19 protein-coding genes are annotated in these 16198 nt (G+C 37.1%); 8 read left to right on the top strand and 11 right to left on the bottom strand.

All coding sequences use genetic code 11. The features are described 5' to 3' along the window. Positions 1–19 precede the first annotated feature (19 nt). On the bottom strand, positions 20–862 hold the full coding sequence (locus MKX47_RS06735) for a hypothetical protein (RefSeq protein WP_340772354.1): 843 nt from the start codon (positions 860–862) through the stop codon (positions 20–22). A 462-nt stretch (positions 863–1324) separates the two neighbouring features. On the opposite strand from MKX47_RS06735, the gene MKX47_RS06730 reads away from it, so the two are divergent. Together MKX47_RS06730 and MKX47_RS06725 are read left to right on the top strand one after the other, a co-directional pair. Continuing rightward, positions 1325–2116 carry an aminoglycoside adenylyltransferase domain-containing protein gene (locus tag MKX47_RS06730; RefSeq protein ID WP_340772353.1) on the top strand — a complete coding sequence of 264 codons (792 nt, stop codon included), beginning with the start codon at positions 1325–1327 and terminating at the stop codon, positions 2114–2116. Between the two features lie 37 nt (positions 2117–2153). Beyond that, positions 2154–2648 (top strand): DinB family protein, encoded by a 495-nt coding sequence (locus tag MKX47_RS06725; RefSeq protein ID WP_340772352.1) that lies wholly within the window; start codon positions 2154–2156, stop codon positions 2646–2648. 74 nt (positions 2649–2722) lie between these two features. Here MKX47_RS06725 and MKX47_RS06720 read toward each other — a convergent pair whose 3' ends face one another. From MKX47_RS06720 to MKX47_RS06710, 3 genes are all read right to left on the bottom strand, one after another. Next, entirely contained in the window at positions 2723–3415 is a 693-nt protein-coding gene (locus tag MKX47_RS06720; RefSeq protein ID WP_340772351.1) for a hypothetical protein, read from the bottom strand. Then, complete coding sequence (locus MKX47_RS06715) at positions 3348–3911, bottom strand: MFS transporter (RefSeq protein ID WP_340772350.1); 564 nt, start codon at positions 3909–3911, stop codon at positions 3348–3350. Before MKX47_RS06715 ends, MKX47_RS06720 begins: the two co-directional genes overlap by 68 nt. A gap of 606 nt (positions 3912–4517) precedes the next feature. Then, positions 4518–5126, bottom strand: coding sequence for an FMN-binding negative transcriptional regulator (locus MKX47_RS06710; RefSeq protein ID WP_340772349.1), 609 nt, complete (start codon positions 5124–5126; stop codon positions 4518–4520). Between the two features lie 145 nt (positions 5127–5271). Between MKX47_RS06710 and MKX47_RS06705 the strand changes: the two genes are divergently transcribed. After that, positions 5272–5754: a YjdJ family protein gene (locus MKX47_RS06705; protein WP_340772348.1), complete on the top strand. Its 483-nt coding sequence runs from the start codon at positions 5272–5274 to the stop codon at positions 5752–5754. Positions 5755–5842: 88 nt separating this feature from the next. On the opposite strand, the gene MKX47_RS06700 is transcribed toward MKX47_RS06705, so the two are convergent. The 3 genes from MKX47_RS06700 to MKX47_RS06690 all read right to left on the bottom strand — a co-directional run bounded on the left by MKX47_RS06700 (position 5843) and on the right by MKX47_RS06690 (position 8180). Next, positions 5843–6787: a hypothetical protein gene (locus MKX47_RS06700; protein WP_340772347.1), complete on the bottom strand. Its 945-nt coding sequence runs from the start codon at positions 6785–6787 to the stop codon at positions 5843–5845. Beyond that, positions 6774–7295 carry a sigma-70 family RNA polymerase sigma factor gene (locus MKX47_RS06695; protein ID WP_340772346.1) on the bottom strand — a complete coding sequence of 174 codons (522 nt, stop codon included), beginning with the start codon at positions 7293–7295 and terminating at the stop codon, positions 6774–6776. The genes MKX47_RS06700 and MKX47_RS06695 overlap by 14 nt, the downstream gene beginning before the upstream one ends. Before the next feature lie 261 nt (positions 7296–7556). Beyond that, positions 7557–8180: a hypothetical protein gene (locus MKX47_RS06690; protein ID WP_340772345.1), complete on the bottom strand. Its 624-nt coding sequence runs from the start codon at positions 8178–8180 to the stop codon at positions 7557–7559. Positions 8181–8379: 199 nt separating this feature from the next. Here MKX47_RS06690 and MKX47_RS06685 point away from each other — a divergent pair, with 199 nt between their 5' ends. Further along, positions 8380–9201, top strand: a complete 822-nt coding sequence (locus MKX47_RS06685) for a squalene/phytoene synthase family protein (protein WP_340772344.1) — start codon at positions 8380–8382, stop codon at positions 9199–9201. A 48-nt stretch (positions 9202–9249) separates the two neighbouring features. On the opposite strand, the gene MKX47_RS06680 is transcribed toward MKX47_RS06685, so the two are convergent. The 3 genes from MKX47_RS06680 to MKX47_RS06670 are packed head-to-tail and all read right to left on the bottom strand — an operon-like array spanning position 9250 to position 11406. Next, on the bottom strand, positions 9250–9603 hold the full coding sequence (locus MKX47_RS06680) for a DUF4181 domain-containing protein (RefSeq protein WP_340772343.1): 354 nt from the start codon (positions 9601–9603) through the stop codon (positions 9250–9252). A 14-nt stretch (positions 9604–9617) separates the two neighbouring features. Then, on the bottom strand, positions 9618–10946 hold the full coding sequence (locus MKX47_RS06675) for a D-serine ammonia-lyase (protein ID WP_340772342.1): 1329 nt from the start codon (positions 10944–10946) through the stop codon (positions 9618–9620). Further along, positions 10939–11406 (bottom strand): YaiI/YqxD family protein, encoded by a 468-nt coding sequence (locus tag MKX47_RS06670; protein ID WP_340777732.1) that lies wholly within the window; start codon positions 11404–11406, stop codon positions 10939–10941. The genes MKX47_RS06675 and MKX47_RS06670 overlap by 8 nt, the downstream gene beginning before the upstream one ends. A 171-nt stretch (positions 11407–11577) precedes the next feature. Here MKX47_RS06670 and gdhA point away from each other — a divergent pair, with 171 nt between their 5' ends. Then, the gene (gdhA, locus tag MKX47_RS06665; protein ID WP_340772341.1) at positions 11578–12942 is read left to right on the top strand and encodes an NADP-specific glutamate dehydrogenase; all 1365 of its coding nucleotides are present in this window, start codon (positions 11578–11580) and stop codon (positions 12940–12942) included. A 53-nt stretch (positions 12943–12995) separates the two neighbouring features. Here gdhA and MKX47_RS06660 read toward each other — a convergent pair whose 3' ends face one another. Next, a complete protein-coding gene (locus MKX47_RS06660; RefSeq protein WP_340772340.1) occupies positions 12996–13418 on the bottom strand; it encodes a universal stress protein in 423 nt (140 codons plus the stop codon). Between the two features lie 178 nt (positions 13419–13596). Between MKX47_RS06660 and MKX47_RS06655 the strand changes: the two genes are divergently transcribed. The 3 genes from MKX47_RS06655 to MKX47_RS06645 all read left to right on the top strand — a co-directional run bounded on the left by MKX47_RS06655 (position 13597) and on the right by MKX47_RS06645 (position 16132). Next, positions 13597–14283 (top strand): phosphoribosylaminoimidazolesuccinocarboxamide synthase, encoded by a 687-nt coding sequence (locus MKX47_RS06655; protein ID WP_340772339.1) that lies wholly within the window; start codon positions 13597–13599, stop codon positions 14281–14283. Positions 14284–14425: 142 nt separating this feature from the next. Beyond that, positions 14426–15805 carry a Na+/H+ antiporter NhaC gene (gene nhaC, locus MKX47_RS06650; protein ID WP_340772338.1) on the top strand — a complete coding sequence of 460 codons (1380 nt, stop codon included), beginning with the start codon at positions 14426–14428 and terminating at the stop codon, positions 15803–15805. Positions 15806–15949: 144 nt separating this feature from the next. Beyond that, a complete protein-coding gene (locus tag MKX47_RS06645; RefSeq protein WP_340772337.1) occupies positions 15950–16132 on the top strand; it encodes a hypothetical protein in 183 nt (60 codons plus the stop codon). Positions 16133–16198: the final 66 nt, after the last annotated feature.

Raw genomic sequence — 16198 nt, 5'->3', positions numbered from 1 at the left:
TGCTAAAACAAGTAAAAAATCACGATTCCATTGGATTTACGATGGTTACCGGCTCGCCCCATTGCATAAATGTGTCGCTCGAGGTTGCTGACATGCCCATCATCTTCGCAGTCGATGTGTAATAGGCACCTAAATAGTCATCGGTAATCCACAGCTCGACATCCGTAAATTCCGTACCTTCCATAACAACCGGTTCATTCGGAACAAGCTGCCATGCAGTGTCGACAAAGGCATCTTCTGCGGGTACTTTCGATTCTTCTACAACCTTCCAACTAGGCGTTAAAGCCAAAAATTGGGTGATGGTATTTGGATGTGCAAATACACGTGTTAACTTAATTGTATTGGATGCAAGTAATACATCTGGATCATCGGATACATCCGTTTCACTAAACCATTTACCACTCGGCATCTTCATCCAGCCCTCACTGTCATTGACGATAATAATCGTGTCCCCATTGTCCGCACTTAATGAAAATTCGGGTGTAAATTGAAAGTCTACGATTGTGCTGGTCCCATCATCTGTTGCCACCTTATGCGTTCCTGTTTCCACTTCCAACATGGCAGCCATTATACATGGGGCTAATTGATTGCCATCAATAATCGCATCTTTTTCAAAACGAATCCCTTCACATTCAGCCAAATTAGAAGTCCCGTATTTATCTGATGAAGTTGGTACTGCTGTTTCTGTTTTTTCTTTTCCCACTTCATCTTGACCGACATTTTCCTGTTCAGATGTAATCGAATCTTTTGTTTCATCCTCTGTATCCGCTTCATTTTTTTCATTACATGCCGAAAGTATAAGCAATAACACCGATAAAACTAACCCAAATCGAATAACTTTACTACCAAATGCACTATTCAAGCAATCTTCAGCTCCTCAAATGTTTTTTTAATATGTTCACTAAAAGATATTCATCAGTAACCATACACCCATAATTGTAAGACAATTCATACAATTAAGATTGAGGCATTAGTTGTTTTTTGAAATTGTAGGATATTTTTACCTTTATATAAAAATCATTAAGGTTGATTGCAACTTTACAGCTAGAAAAATGAATTGTGAAAAAGTAGTGAATAAGGATCATTTAGTTTTAGAGATGTTTTTTGTGGTACGAAAAGTATGGGAACGCCATAGTACCAATGTTTCCGATTTAAAATCCTAAAATAATTTCTTATTATGAATTTTCAGAAAATCTTTTTCACACTAATCATTTTTACATTAGCGTTTTTTTCCCCGAAAAAGTATACTGGTGAAAATTTGAATAATATGTCACTTTGGCATATTTTAATGCACACAATGATTTACTAAGGAAGGGATAATTTAATGAAAAAACTATCTAATGTATTTCTATTTATAGATATATTGCAGCATAATCTTGATGAAATCCTTCAAAATAATTTTATAGGAACCTATATTCATGGTTCGCTCGCTTTAGGCGGGTTCAATGATCAAACGAGTGATATTGATTTAATTGTTGTGACGAAAACCACTCTTTCCAATAAAGATAAAAATCAATTAGCAAAGTTTTTATTAGTTATTTCAGGCAAGCCCTTTCCAATTGAAATTTCCTTTTTACATATCGAACAATTAAAGACATGGCGACACCCATGCCCGTATGATTTTCATTATAGTGAATATTGGAGAGAGCGTACTATGCAGGATTTATTAAATCATACTTCTGAAGTAATTAATGAAGATATTAAAACTGATGTTGATTTAGCCGCACATCTTACAATTATTCACTACAAGGGTATCTGCTATAAAGGGCAACCGATTTGCGATGTGTTTCCACAAATCCCTCAGTCTGATTATATCGATGCGATTATGAATGACTTTAATGATTGTTTGGAGAACATAAATGAAACTCCTATGTACAGCATTTTAAATATGCTGCGAGTCTACATTTATTTAAAACACAATTTGATTTTTTCTAAGCAGGAAGCTGGAACTTGGGGACTAATACACTTATCAGAGCCGAATCGTAACACCATTTCTAAAGCGCTAAACGGCTATTGCAACAAAGCAAACTCCCTTGAATTTACTCCAGAAGAGTTAGCATCATATAAACAATATATTTTAAATGCAATTGAGGATAGAATTGGATACTTCGATTGAGTAATTTGATTGAATTAAGGAATTGGAGCTGATTAAAATGCTTAAAGAAAAATCCGAAATCCTAGCCCATCAACAGGATTTTCTTCGTTTCATACAAAGCTTGACACATATAAATGAACATGTTTTACTAACACCGATTCGTGATGGAAAATGGTCGACCATCGAAATCATTGGTCATTTTTATACTTGGGATGAATTTGTCTTGCAAAATAGAATTCCATATTTATTGACGAACAGCAGTTTGCCATCAAGTCCGAATGCTGACGATTTAAATTTATATTCAGCTCACCTTGCAAGAAATGAACCGATTCAACACACATTTGAAAAGTGCATACGTATTCGTAAGGAATTAATTGAAACATTAAGTGACCTACCTGAAGAAAATTGGTTAGCCGAGTTAACAATTAACTACTCTTCATTATCCCTGTATTCCTATTTCAAAGGTTTGATGGAGCATGATATTCACCATATGAGGCAAATTCACACCTTTTTAAAAGATATTCAGGAAATAAAAAAGACGGAAACGCTGTAGTATCAACGTTTCCACCTTAGTATTTTAGTAACATCTATGAACCCTTACACAATCATTACTTCAAACAATCTGTCTCATGAAGCCAATTTTCTCATCTTCCATAAAAAGAACACTGTAGGAATTATTAAAAGTGCAGACATCATAAGCCCACCTTGAATCGATGTATAAAGCGCAACCATCCCTACTAATGGCCCGCCAGCTACTTGTCCAAATGCATCAAGCTGACCATACATGGATAGCGCCGTTGCACGCCCTTGTGATTGTAATTGTTGGTTTGTTAAAACCGTTATTAATGGCGAATTTACTGCTCGTAGCGAAGCAATTACCCAGTATAGTACTATTGCCAGTAAAAAAGTCTCACTCATTGCGAACAGCAACATAGTCAAAACAAGCAAGCCATTCAGTGCGAGTAAAACATGAGTAAATCGTTTTTTCACATATGTTTCAACAACTTTTAAAATGCCTATATTTAATAAAAAAGCAATTGCGTAAAAAGCACCAAACCAATAAACGGCTTCTTCAGCATCCAATTGAAAGCCTTCTATAAAATGAGCACCCCAAAGTCTATCAAAACCTTCGCTAGCTAATCCCACAAATAACGTAATCGCAGCAAGACCTAGTAAAATGGAATTCCCTTTTATTTGAGTAATGCCACTCTTCAGCGCTCGTAGCATTTGTTGAAAACCTGTCGCCTCTTCACTAGCCATACGCACAAATTTTGTTTCGGGTACAATTCTTATAGAAACCAAGGCAATAACAACGAGCAACCCCCCCCGCTATTAAGATCGCCATTTGCACCGAAAAAGCAGTAGCTAAAAGAACGCTAACAATAATCCCTAAGAAACTACCAACTGAGCCATACCGAGCGCCTTTTAGAAAAATCAAATCCAATTCATTATTTTCTAATTCGTCCGCAATCCATGCTGTTTCTGCCCCACTTATGAAAGTCCATCCAATGCCCCATAATGCAGCACCAATGGCAATTGCCCAAAATTCCGGGAAACTTCCTTCTAATAGATGCGCAACACCTATAATGAACGTCCCAATGATAAATGATTTTTTCCGTCCCCAAAAATCAGCTACTAATCCAGTCGGTATTTCAAAGAATAAGATAGCCAATTCCATAATCGTTCCTACTAACACTAACTGTAGTGGGTTCAAGTCAGCCTGAGAAACGTAATAAATCGCATTTAGCGTAAATACGATATGAATACAAAATGAACGTGAACTCGATAAAAAATAATAAATGTTTTTAATATCCAATTTTTTGCCCTCCGAATTTTTGAGTCAATTATGAAACTCAAATCGGAGAATAAGTGACAGTATTAAATTAGTTCAACATACCCTCCGATTCGTTTGTGATCGTTAATGTAATGGCTAACATATTCCTCTCTCCTTTTAGTTTGATTAGTAAAATATACAACATAATTACATAAATTGTAATACCTATTTACGTTAATTTGGAAACTATTTCCCAATCGATATGTCAAATTATAAATAACAAGGGGAGATAACTTATGTCACTTCTGTTTATATTTGGGTTTTTATAAGTATTTGTATCGTGGTCGCGCTTTATTTTATAGAAGATGATTCAATAATGGCATCTCAATTAAGTTATATTTTTCTAGGTTCAACCGTTGTCATTTGGACTTGCTTTTTAGCGGGGGGTACACACTTTTTCCCGATAAATTAGCAAATATCTTGTGGGAAAGTAGCTAGATTGGTTTATTAACTTTCGGCGTAATCACCTTTATTTACGAATTTAAAAACAGTAAACCCTATGCATTTTCAGCATTAATCATATGCTTTATCAATGATAGTTTTTATCTGTTTTTAAAAATGATTGCGAGTATGTGAAATTAATAAAAACTAATCTTTGTTTTGCTCCATCAACTTTGCAATTGCTATACTTTCCGGATCATTTGTATTTTTCAATTGTTCAATAACAAGCTGTTGGCGCTCGTTCGAATGATTTTGACTTAATTTTGCCTTCCCATCGAGCGATTCGATGTCAATTTTAAACGCGACAATCCCCTTTTTTAAGCTCGCGATATACTTTGAATCCACCGCATCATATCGATACGAGCTATTTGGTGCTTCATATTTATCGATTAATTCACGTAAACAGTCGTCAATTAGTGCCTCATCCTGTAGTAATTGAAGCGTTCCTTTCACATGCACCGCTGTATAATTCCACGTTGGGACGGCATCCTTTGTCTCATACCAAGATGACGAAATATAGCTATGTGGCCCATGAAAAATAACGAGTACCCGCTGCCCATCCAGCCCCTGCCACTGCGAATTTGCCTTTGCAAAATGCCCGTACAAAACGCGGTCATCTACCTTAACTGTTAATGGTAAATGACTCGCAACCAGTCCGCTACTAGACTGAGAAACAAGCGTTGCAAAGCTATGATGCACCATAAAACGAAACATCTCATGCTCGTCTTTCATTTGAAAATACTTTGGAATGTACATGTCAGTCCCCCCAAAAAATCATTTAGTATAATTACTCCCAAATCATAGGCTCCTATCAAACGTTTTTCCGCTATAATCTCCTTCGAAACTAAAAGCCTCTTAATGCGTCTATATTGTAACAAACTATGGAAATGAGGTGGTAAAAATGTATAAATATGTGTTCCTGTTGATCCTAGGTATATTTACATTAGTTTTCTCAACATTTTTTGCTTGGTACGAGGGAAGTGCAATCATAGATATACCTTGGGAATGGAACTATTCTACCCCTTTTTCTAAGCTTTTTAATATTGAAATTGTGAGTGGTTATGAGATTAGCCAGCTTGATTATTTTGTTTATGCCGCTAAATATCAGCCGCTCTTTCCGATAATTATGCTACTAAGTATGTGCTATATTTTGTCTATAATTGGCTACTACTTAGTAAAGCATCATATTAAACAGGGGCTTATCTTTTTAGGGGTAATAAGTTGTACAATTCTCTTATTTGGTAGTGTTGCTTTTAATTCGTTAACAATTGGAGGAAGAATCTTTTTCTCCGTTACATTAATTATTGGATTTATTAGTGCTATTATCACAGTCTTCGCTTATTTAAAAAGCGCTAAAATAAGGACCTCTAATAATACAAATTAAAAGTGAATGAGCTAGTTGAACACTACTCAAACATAATTACAAAAACAGGCATATCCATTGTAACCTCAAAAAGATATGCCTGTTTCAATCATTCGCTGCTTATTTTATACCTTAACGTTGCTATTAATGTTCCATTAGGATTCGTCTCAAATATAATTTGCTGATTGCTTGCCTTACTATAAAAACTTGACACATAAGCAGAGTCTGGATTTTCTTCAACAAAACCCCTCTTCAAAAACGCTTCATAGATATCATCAAAATCCACACTATAAAAATGTTGATTTTCTATTGCCACAATTAGATCATCACGCAGATATACCTCAATCGTGCCATAATCATAAATGGTATCTGCATTATAAAAACCTTCTTCATTTTGCCGTTCTGTATAATGATAACCATATTGACCAATCATTGCGGACTTAGAATCCCCTAAAGTGAGCACATCGAAATAAAACATACCTCCTTTTTCTGTAATTGGCTGCGAATTTAAACTTTCATCAATAAACTTTTGGTTCTGAAAAAGTTCTTTTATCATTTTATATTGCGCATCGGTTATCGAAGCAACCATCGACAAATAAAACATCTGGTTTTTCGTGACATAAACATGTCCTCTGGGGTAAAAGCCTCGTTCATTTATTTGAAGAGAATAATGGTAATCGTCCGTTTGAAGCTGACCGTTGACTGAGTGCTGTAAAACAAAAGAAATAATCTCATATAATGATTGAAGCTGAGACTCTTCCATTATTACCACAGAATCACCTGTGCCTTTTTTCCATATTTCTATCGATTCAATATCTTTCAATAGCGGTATACCTTCAATCTGCATATCAATTTGTGAGTTGTTTGGTGAATCAATAAATGACCATGATAGCAAAACAACTAGTGTAATACTCGCAACACTGACAAGAGCGACTTTCAACGAATTCGATTGCTTTTTACGCTTAGGTTGCCTCACTTTACGCCATGTGCTTTCGATAATTTGCTTTTTGTCATTTTCAATATTTTCTAGTCGTTTCAATTTATATGGACGCATTTATTAACACCTCCCACTCAACATTGGCAAGTTTTTCTTTTAAAATTTTTTTACCACTCCGAAGTCTTGATTTCACTGTGTTTTCTGGAATCTCAAGTAGCACAGCAATTTCTCGAATTGTCATTTGCTCTAAATAAAAATAGACAATCGCCTCACGTTGCTTTAATGGCAAGCTTAAAATCGCCTCATCCAATAAATCCCGCTCATCTTTTAATAGTAAAGCATCCTCTTGTTCAACTGTCCGTTGCGGTAATAACTTTTCTTGAACAATCATTTTACGATACGTCCAACTTTTCAAATAATCTTTACATAAATTGATCGTAATACGAGAAAGGAAAGCCTTTAATTCTCTACGATGTTCATAAGTCTTCGTCGTATAATATTTGACGAATGTATCTTGCACAATATCCTGTGAAACATGGACATTTTTCGTATAATAATACGCGATGCGAAACAAATGCTCTGTATGTTGATCCATCACGAGCTGAAATTGCTCATTAGAAACCACAGCATTCCCTCCCTTCGTAAGTATAAACGAGATGCTTCGCGCAAAAGTTTATTTTATCGGTAAATAGATTGCAATTTAATGGTAAGATTTAAGTAATCATTTTTATGGGGGGGAGGCTATGAAATTCAAAATGTTCCTTTGGTTCATTATCATTTTCATCTTGTGTTGCCTTGCATTAACTCTTTTTTTATTTGTAAAGTATCAACAATAATTAATGAAAACGCATTCAACTAAAACGAATGCGCAATTTTTTCTATTAAGTTATTCGGACAATCTTCCCCTCATCCGCTTAAACGTATAATAGTTCCCGTAATACTGAATGCCCTTCGCCTGATTCGTCGCTTGTTTTGAAAGGGATTCAAAGGCTACTAAATCTTTAAGCATAAACGCTTTATGTGCTTCAATGCTTGCATTCATCCAGCTTTGCTTAAATACGGGAACATCCTCGATTTCTTTTCCAGCCATAATTTCGATCAAATAATGCGTATATTTCCCGACTTCCTTATGTAACTGTGGCTTATTGTAACGGTGTGCTTGCTCAAAATTCCCTTGCATCATCGTAAGCAATGCACCATATGTGGCCTCATATTTTGTATTTTTATACTTCTTCACAATCGCCTCTAAGCTATTCATAAATTCTTCGTCAGTACCTTGTGCTAATAACTGTAAACTTTTGTAAATCGGATTTTTACTGTTTTGCTGAATGTATTTTTCAAGCTTCTTTAAATTTTGCGAATACATGATTATGTAAAATAAATTTGCAAGACTAATTATCATTCCCATACCAAAGAATACGGCTATCGTATAGGGCGGTAAATTCATCAAAGCAACAAATACCCCGCCAACAGCCCCAAAAATAATGTAATACAATAGTTTCAACTTCATCACTCCTTCCTTCTATATTACATTAAAACTTACTATAAATAACAATGACATTCCAAATAATTCAAAAAACCTGTGTTCAAATGCATAAATTAACGTCCACTTTACTAATGCAAAAACGTAACAGAACTTTTATTTTCACTTTTTGTCAATTTACGATACGATAAGAGATGGATGCAATAGATATTGGAGGATGCTTCGTATGACAATCAAACAATTACAAAAAGATGCGATGCGCGTGTTAAAAGACACGAGCCGTACATTTTATATCCCAATTACCTTTTTAGATAAAGAATTAAAGCTAACGGTCGCAGCTGCTTATTTGGCCATGCGTGCGATCGATGAAATTGAAGACCACGAAGATGTTTCAAATGAATTGAAACATGCAACACTTTTAAAAGTAGCTAATATTTTAAAAGCACCAGCCTTTGATAACACAGCTTACACCGAAGCATTAGCACCGGTAGCAGACAAAATGCCTGAAGTGACAACACGTTTAGCAGACTGGCTGGAAGTATGTCCACAAGATGCACGCACAATTGTGACGTCTGCAACAAGTGAGATGGCAGAAGGAATGGCAAAATGGGCGCTCGCAAACTGGCAAGTGCATACGAAGGAAGATTTAGATGACTATACATACTATGTTGCTGGCTTAGTAGGTGTCATGCTTTCCGACCTTTGGGAATGGAGCGCCGGCACAAAAACAGACCGTGAGCTTGCAATTGGCTATGGACGCGGCTTACAAGCGGTAAATATTTTACGTAATGAGCAGGAAGATTTAGACGAGCGCGGTGTCAGCTTCGTACCTGATGACTGGACACGTGCGGAGCTATTTGCTTATGCGGAGGAAAACTTAGCAAAGGCCGACCTTTATATGAAGGATTTAGACAAGCGTACCATCAAGCTATTTTGTAAGCTGCCACTTGCACTAGCTCATAAAACGCTACAAGCAATGCGCGATGGCCGTGAAAAAATGTCACGTGCCGAAGTGGAAGCAACTGTAGAAGAAGTTCAACAAGATTAAAATAGGGTGTGCCGCCTACGTGATCATCGTAAGCAGCACACCCTCATTTTATTTCATAAACAACGCAATCGCCACACTACATACCGCACAAAGCGCAACATATGTAAAGGAGATAATATGACGACGCATCTCACGTCTAAATAAAAATTCAAGGAATCCACGAATCATAAACAGCACCATAATAAAGGCCATTAGCAATGCGTAAACCGTTTTCTGATCAAATACATTGACCGTCACAAACGATAAGAACATAAAGCATAAGAACACCTCTAAAAACAAATGCCAAATGCCTACATATTGATCCATAAATTTTTGGTTTTTTTCGATATTAAATTTCTTGCGTAGCTTTAAATCCAGCATCCCTGCCGCAAATAACGCTACAATGACGATAAAAATTAACACAGCTGTCTTCCCCTCTAAATCTCTGTCTGTAAATACTGCTGGCGTAATTCTTCAGGCACCAAGTCACCACCAGTAGACCAAATAATATGCGTCGCTTGAGGTAGCTTTTGTTGTAAATTATGCTTCTCTAAATACCCGACACCTTGCATCATTAATTCGATTGGTCCATAAACCCCTGCATGCGCAGATGGCTCCATAAAAATATTTTCCGTTTCGAACATACCCTTTAAACTTCTAAATAAAAAGCTATCGTCCACAGTATAGCATCCGCTCAGCACGGATTCCATTAACGTCCCTACAAAACGGGATGGACGCCCAACAGCTAAGCCATCCGCCTCTGTTTGGTTTGTTAATCCAATATCACCCACGCTAATTTCATCGTGTAAGCCGGTCATCATCCCAAGTAGCATACAAGGCGACTGCATTGGCTCTCCGAAGAAAATATGCACATTTTCACCGTAAATTTGCTTTAAGCTATAGGCAATCCCACCTGGCCCACCACCAACACCACATGGTAAATACACAAATAATGGATGTTCTGCATCAACCTTTACTTTCGCCTGCTTTAACTGCTCCTGTAAACGCAAGCCGGCAACCGCATACCCTAAAAATAAATCAACTGAATTTTCGTCATCAATAAAATGACATGTAGCATCTTGTTCTGCTGCAATTCGACCTTGGCGCACTGCCTCTGTATAATCCGTTTGATGTTCAATCACTTCTACACCGTTTTTACGCAATAATTCTTTTTTCCATTGTTTAGCCTCCACACTCATATGCACCGTTACTTGAAAGCCTAATTTAGCCCCCATCATTCCGATACTTAACCCCAAATTGCCTGTTGACCCAACCGCAATTTTGTATTGGCTGAAAAATACGCGCATTTCATCGGATGCGAATTTGGCATAATCATCTGTTTTTGAGATAAGTCCTGCATCTAGGGCTAGCTTTTCAGCGTGACTCAACACTTCATAAATGCCCCCTCGTGCTTTAATCGAGCCTGCGATTGGTAACGCATGGTCGCATTTCAGCATCAGTGTCCCTGGAATTGCAAAGCCACGGCGTCCTTCGATTAATTTTTTCATATAAGGGATTTCCTTTAAATCGGATTCAATCAGGCCGCCAGAAAATTTTGTCATCGGAAATACTTCCTTTATATATGAAGAAAAACGTTGTAATTTTTGTTCGGCATTCCGAATCATTTCCATAGAAATAGACGAAATTGTTTGCTTTTGAATAAATAATGGCTCATTAACCCAAAATACATATTGTTGTGTTTGCAGCTTTTCAATTAATGGAAAGCCTGCTATTAAAGCGTTTACATCGATTTTTTGCTCACTCATGCCGTTTCTCCTCCTTCAGTAAAATCGCACGTTCACAAATTTGTCGAAATTTCACTTCAAACGCCAAATTGTTTTCTTCCGTACGTTTTTTAGGCCCCTTTGTGCGACCTCCTGCACGTCTTATTTTCGCACTTTCATAGCGAAATGCCAACAGTTGATCTATGTTGTCAGACGTCAGTTCTTTACCGTTATGTGTGAGGACTATTCCACCTTTTGCCAAACACATAGCTGCAAGGCCATAGTCGCCTGTAATAACGATATCACCGCGTTTTAGTTCACTCAAGAGCTTAAAGTCGACCGAATCTGGTCCTTTGTCGACAATAATAGTTTTTACATTTTCACGCTCTACACGATGAGACGTATCGCAGAACAAGATAGGTATTATCTCAAATTGAGATGAAACAAACAGCGCCAAATAAACAACTGGGCAGGCATCTGCATCAATTAATAGCTTTAAAATAAATATCCACCCTTCCTAATATTGACTATTTTTTATTATTTTAATATAGCTTTATGAAAGCGTTTTCCCTTTCTCACATCAATTTTACAAGCCCATGTCACATAAAATTAAATTGAATTGCGAGATAATTCGTACTAATGTAGAGCTAACAATAAATTTGGGGGTTACAAAATGACAACAGCCTTGATTAATAATGCAAAACAATACGTTGATAACGTATTCTCTAAACTACAATCAAAGAACGCACATCAACCAGAATTCTTACAAGCAGCGGAAGAAATATTCCTATCATTAGTTCCTGTATTCGAACAGCATCCTGAATACATCAAACATAATATTTTAGAGCGTATCGTAGAACCTGATCGCATCGTTTCATTCCGAGTTGCTTGGCAAGATGATAATCACGACGTACAAGTAAATCGTGGTTACCGTGTACAATACAACAATGTCATCGGACCATATAAAGGCGGCTTACGTTTCCATCCAACAGTAAACGAATCCATTATGAAGTTTTTAGCATTCGAGCAAATTTTTAAAAATGCTTTAACAGGTCAACCTATTGGCGGTGGTAAAGGTGGCTCTGACTTTGATCCAAAAGGGAAATCAGATGCAGAAATTATGCGCTTCTGCCAAGCATTTATGACAGAATTATACCGTTATGTTGGTCCAGATGTCGATGTTCCTGCAGGCGATATTGGTGTAGGTGCGCGTGAGGTTGGCTATTTATGGGGCCAATACAAGCGTATCCGTGGTGCCTATGAATCGGGCGTATTAACTGGTAAAAAGCCTGGTTATGGTGGTTCATTAGCACGTACAGAGGCAACTGGCTATGGTTTAGTATACTTCGTAAGCGAAATGCTACGTGAGGCAAATAGCACATTCTTAAACAAAACGGTTGTTGTATCTGGTTCAGGTAATGTTGCCATTTACGCAATTGAAAAAGCTCAGCATTTTGGCGCTAAGGTTGTTGCTTGCTCTGATTCTTCAGGCTATATTTACGACGCAGAAGGCATCGATTTAAAAATTGTGAAGCGATTAAAAGAAGTAGAAGGCAAACGTATTAGCGAATATGTAACATACCGTCCGAATGCTGTATTTACAGCAGGCTGCGAAGGAATTTGGACAATTCCATGTGATATTGCCCTACCTTGTGCAACTCAAAATGAAATTAATGGCGATCAAGCACGTACATTAATCGCAAACGGTGTAAAAGTTGTTGCAGAAGGTGCCAACATGCCTTCGAACTTAGAAGCAATCAATGAATTTTTAGATAGCGGTGTATTATTCGGACCTGCCAAAGCAGCAAATGCTGGAGGTGTGGCAGTATCCGCATTAGAAATGGCACAAAATTCCAGCCGTACGTACTGGACATTCCAGGAAGTAGATGCCAAATTACATGATATTATGAAATCTATTTTCAACGAAAGCTCAGAAGCAGCGAAGAAATATGGCTATGAGGGGAACTTAGTAGTAGGTTCTAATATTGCAGGCTTTGTTAGAGTAGCGAACGGTATGCTCGTTGAAGGCGTGTACTAATAGTCAATGAAAAACCGCAATCTCCTCTTCGGGGTTGCGGTTTTCAAATTCGTTTAACGTACGACTAATACATCACATTTCGCATTGCGTACAACATTTTCTGACACAGAGCCAAGTAAGAAGCGTTCAGCGCGGTTTAACCCTGTTGCACCAACAATGATTAAATCCGATTCAGTTAAACTCGTTAAAATAACCTTTGGCGAGCCTTCTTCCACGATTGTTCGGATATTCTCAACACCCGCTTCAACCGCTATTTTTTTGTATTCGTCTAAATGTACAGCTGCTTTTTCTTTTAGTTCTTTTGCATATTTTAAATCATATGCTTCCACAGAACCAAACGAATGTGTATCAATTACACAAACAAGGTGAAGTGTAGCACCTGTTAACTTTGCAATGCGGACACCGCGTTCAAATGCAATTTTTGCTTTTTCTGAAAAGTCTACTGCTACGACAACATTATGATATGTTTCTACCATGATTACCACTCCTTTTCTTAGTTGTAGTATAGCAAATGTACGCCTTAATGTGCACTGTATTTCCACTTCCGGCAATAGTTGTTAGACGTCTTTCTTACAAAAACGAACGATTTTATATACTCAACACAATAACATTCGTGTTATAATAAAAAAGAATTCAAATTGGAGGTTTTTTAGCGTGGAATTAATTTATACTGGTAAAACAAAAGATGTATTTAAATTAGAAAATGAACTTTATTTATTAAAATTCAAAGATGATGTTACAGGTGAAAACGGTGTGTTCGATCCAGGTGCTAACACAGTAGGATTAACAATCGACGGCGCTGGCTTAGCTGGCTTAAAATTAACATCATTCTTCTACTCTAAATTAAACGAGCTTAACGTACCTACTCATTATGTAGATGCTAACTTCGAAGAGCAAACGATGACTGTAAAGCCTGCAACAGTGTTCGGAAAAGGCTTAGAAGTTATTTGCCGCTTTAAAGCTGTTGGTTCATTCTTACGTCGTTACGGTGCCTATGCTACGGAAGGGCAAGATTTAGACGCGTTTGTAGAAGTAACAATTAAAGACGATGACCGTCAAGATCCTCCAATTTCAGAAGATGCATTAGCGATGTTAAACCTGTTAACACGCGAAGAATATGCCATCTTAAAACAACGTACGATTGAAATTTCAAAATTCGTTGGTGCAGAGCTAGCGAAAAAAGGCTTAACACTGTATGATATTAAATTAGAATTTGGCCGCGATGCGAAAACAAACGAAATTTTATTAATTGATGAAATTTCAGGCGGTAATATGCGCGCATACAAAGGCGATACGTATATCGAGCCATTACAATTAGAGCAAATTATGTTAGCGGATTAATAGATAATAGTAGTGCAAATTGGATTTCAGTTTGCGCTACTTTTTATTTTCCTCTTCCCTTTTCCCCGATAAAGTGCTACACTAGCTTTCGTACTTCGACGCGTTGAAGCGCGAAAATAATTTCTCGAAAGGTTTTGACTTCATGAATCAAACTCAGCACGTAAAACCTCATTTCATCGAGGCATTACTTCTTATGCTTAGCATTATTGCAATGATTTCCTATTCCATTATCAAGCTCGAAAGTGTGCCTCATGTGCCTATATTAATTTCGATTACGTTATTGATCGTCTACGGTATTGTTAAAAAAGTGCCTTTTAAAACAATGGAGAAAAGTATGATACAATCCGTTGCTACAAGCATTGGCGCGATTTATATTTTTCTGTTAATTGGTATTTTAATTAGTAGCTGGCTTATTGGTGGTACCATTCCAACCTTATTATTTATGGGGCTGTCAATTGTATCGGCGACCTTCTTTTACGCAATTGTTTTTATTATTACGAGTATTATCGGTACGGCGATTGGTAGCTCCCTTACGACCGTAGCTACGATTGGTGTGGCAATGCTGGGTGTCGCCAGCTCTATTGATGCTTTACTTTCCATTACTGCTGGCGCAATTGTATCAGGGGCTTTTTTCGGGGATAAAATGTCACCGTTATCAGATACAACTAATCTTGCAGCAACTGTCGTAGGTATTGACCTTTTTGCACATATCAAAAATATGATGTATACAACGTTTCCAGCATTCGTCCTAACACTTATTGGCTATGCGGTGCTATCTCCAAATGCGGATGAAATTGATACCACGCTCATTAATAGCTACAAGGAAACACTCCTTGCGACAAACTTAATCCATTGGTATTCTGTGTTGCCATTAGTCGTGCTGATTGTTTGTACCATATTGAAGGTTCCAAGCCTTGCTACACTTGCGATTAGTGCCATCAGCGGCATTGTGATTGCGTATTTCCATAGCACCATTCCATTAAATGAACTGTTTTCGATTTTATATAACGGCTATTCTATGGAAACAGGTGTAGCTGCAATTGATTCGCTACTATCCCGTGGTGGCATGAATAGTATGCTGTTTACGATCATTTTAATTGTGCTTTCCCTCTCGATGGGCGGTCTTTTATTTGCACTGGGCATTATTCAAACACTTTTAGAAACATTGCAAAGCCAATTAAAATCAGTGGGCTCTGTCATTACTGGTGCAGCATTTACAGCAATTGGCATTAACTTCACGATTGGTGAACAATATTTATCACTGCTTTTAACAGGAGAGGCCTTTAAAGAAAAGTTCAAGCAGTTAAAGCTTCATCCGAAAAACTTAGCACGCACCATTGAAGATGCAGGGACTGTCATTAACCCGCTTGTTCCATGGAGTGTATGTGGTTTATTTATTGTATCGACGTTGAATGTTCCTGTACTCGATTACTTACCATTTGCATTTTTCTGCTTACTTAGCCCAGTCATCACAATTTTGTTTGGCTGGTTGAATATCACGATTACAAAAGAAACGCACTAGTGTATATAGATAGCTGTTTCGAGCAAATCCTTTTTTAAGGCAAGCAATATACACTACGTAATTGTTTGCCTATTTTTTTGTATATTACCCCTATCTAATATATGGTAATATTTATTAAATTGATAGTTTAGAAAGAGGGTTAAAATGGTGATAATATTTTGGATACTTGTTTTATATATCGTGATTTTTTTAGCAGTAAAACACGGCATTAATTACTCAGAAGTGGGACTATATTTTAAAAATAAACAACAACCAGCTAAACCTCCAGAACTTAGTAATGAAGAAATAGAGCAAGAACTTGAGCAACAAAATAATCCACCCTCTTAAAAAATTTATACAACATAGCAATGTGGATTTGCACATAAAAAAGACATGTAAAAATCCATTACGATT

The organism is Solibacillus sp. FSL R7-0668 (assembly GCF_038006205.1).
Lineage (GTDB): Bacteria > Bacillota > Bacilli > Bacillales_A > Planococcaceae > Solibacillus.
Note: the sequence above shows the minus strand (reverse complement) of the source record. Positions and strands in the feature narration are given on the sequence as shown.

Excerpts from the sequence above, each read along its gene's own strand:
- MKX47_RS06730 (WP_340772353.1), top strand. The coding sequence starts at position 1,325 with ATGAAAAAACTATCTAATGTATTTCTATTTATAGATATATTGCAGCAT.
- MKX47_RS06725 (WP_340772352.1), top strand. The coding sequence starts at position 2,154 with ATGCTTAAAGAAAAATCCGAAATCCTAGCCCATCAACAGGATTTTCTT.
- MKX47_RS06710 (WP_340772349.1), bottom strand. The coding sequence starts at position 5,126 with ATGTACATTCCAAAGTATTTTCAAATGAAAGACGAGCATGAGATGTTT.
- MKX47_RS06705 (WP_340772348.1), top strand. The coding sequence starts at position 5,272 with ATGTATAAATATGTGTTCCTGTTGATCCTAGGTATATTTACATTAGTT.
- MKX47_RS06700 (WP_340772347.1), bottom strand. The coding sequence starts at position 6,787 with ATGCGTCCATATAAATTGAAACGACTAGAAAATATTGAAAATGACAAA.
- MKX47_RS06690 (WP_340772345.1), bottom strand. The coding sequence starts at position 8,180 with ATGAAGTTGAAACTATTGTATTACATTATTTTTGGGGCTGTTGGCGGG.
- MKX47_RS06685 (WP_340772344.1), top strand. The coding sequence starts at position 8,380 with ATGACAATCAAACAATTACAAAAAGATGCGATGCGCGTGTTAAAAGAC.
- MKX47_RS06675 (WP_340772342.1), bottom strand. The coding sequence starts at position 10,946 with ATGAGTGAGCAAAAAATCGATGTAAACGCTTTAATAGCAGGCTTTCCA.
- gdhA (WP_340772341.1), top strand. The coding sequence starts at position 11,578 with ATGACAACAGCCTTGATTAATAATGCAAAACAATACGTTGATAACGTA.
- MKX47_RS06660 (WP_340772340.1), bottom strand. The coding sequence starts at position 13,418 with ATGGTAGAAACATATCATAATGTTGTCGTAGCAGTAGACTTTTCAGAA.
- nhaC (WP_340772338.1), top strand. The coding sequence starts at position 14,426 with ATGAATCAAACTCAGCACGTAAAACCTCATTTCATCGAGGCATTACTT.
- MKX47_RS06645 (WP_340772337.1), top strand. The coding sequence starts at position 15,950 with ATGGTGATAATATTTTGGATACTTGTTTTATATATCGTGATTTTTTTA.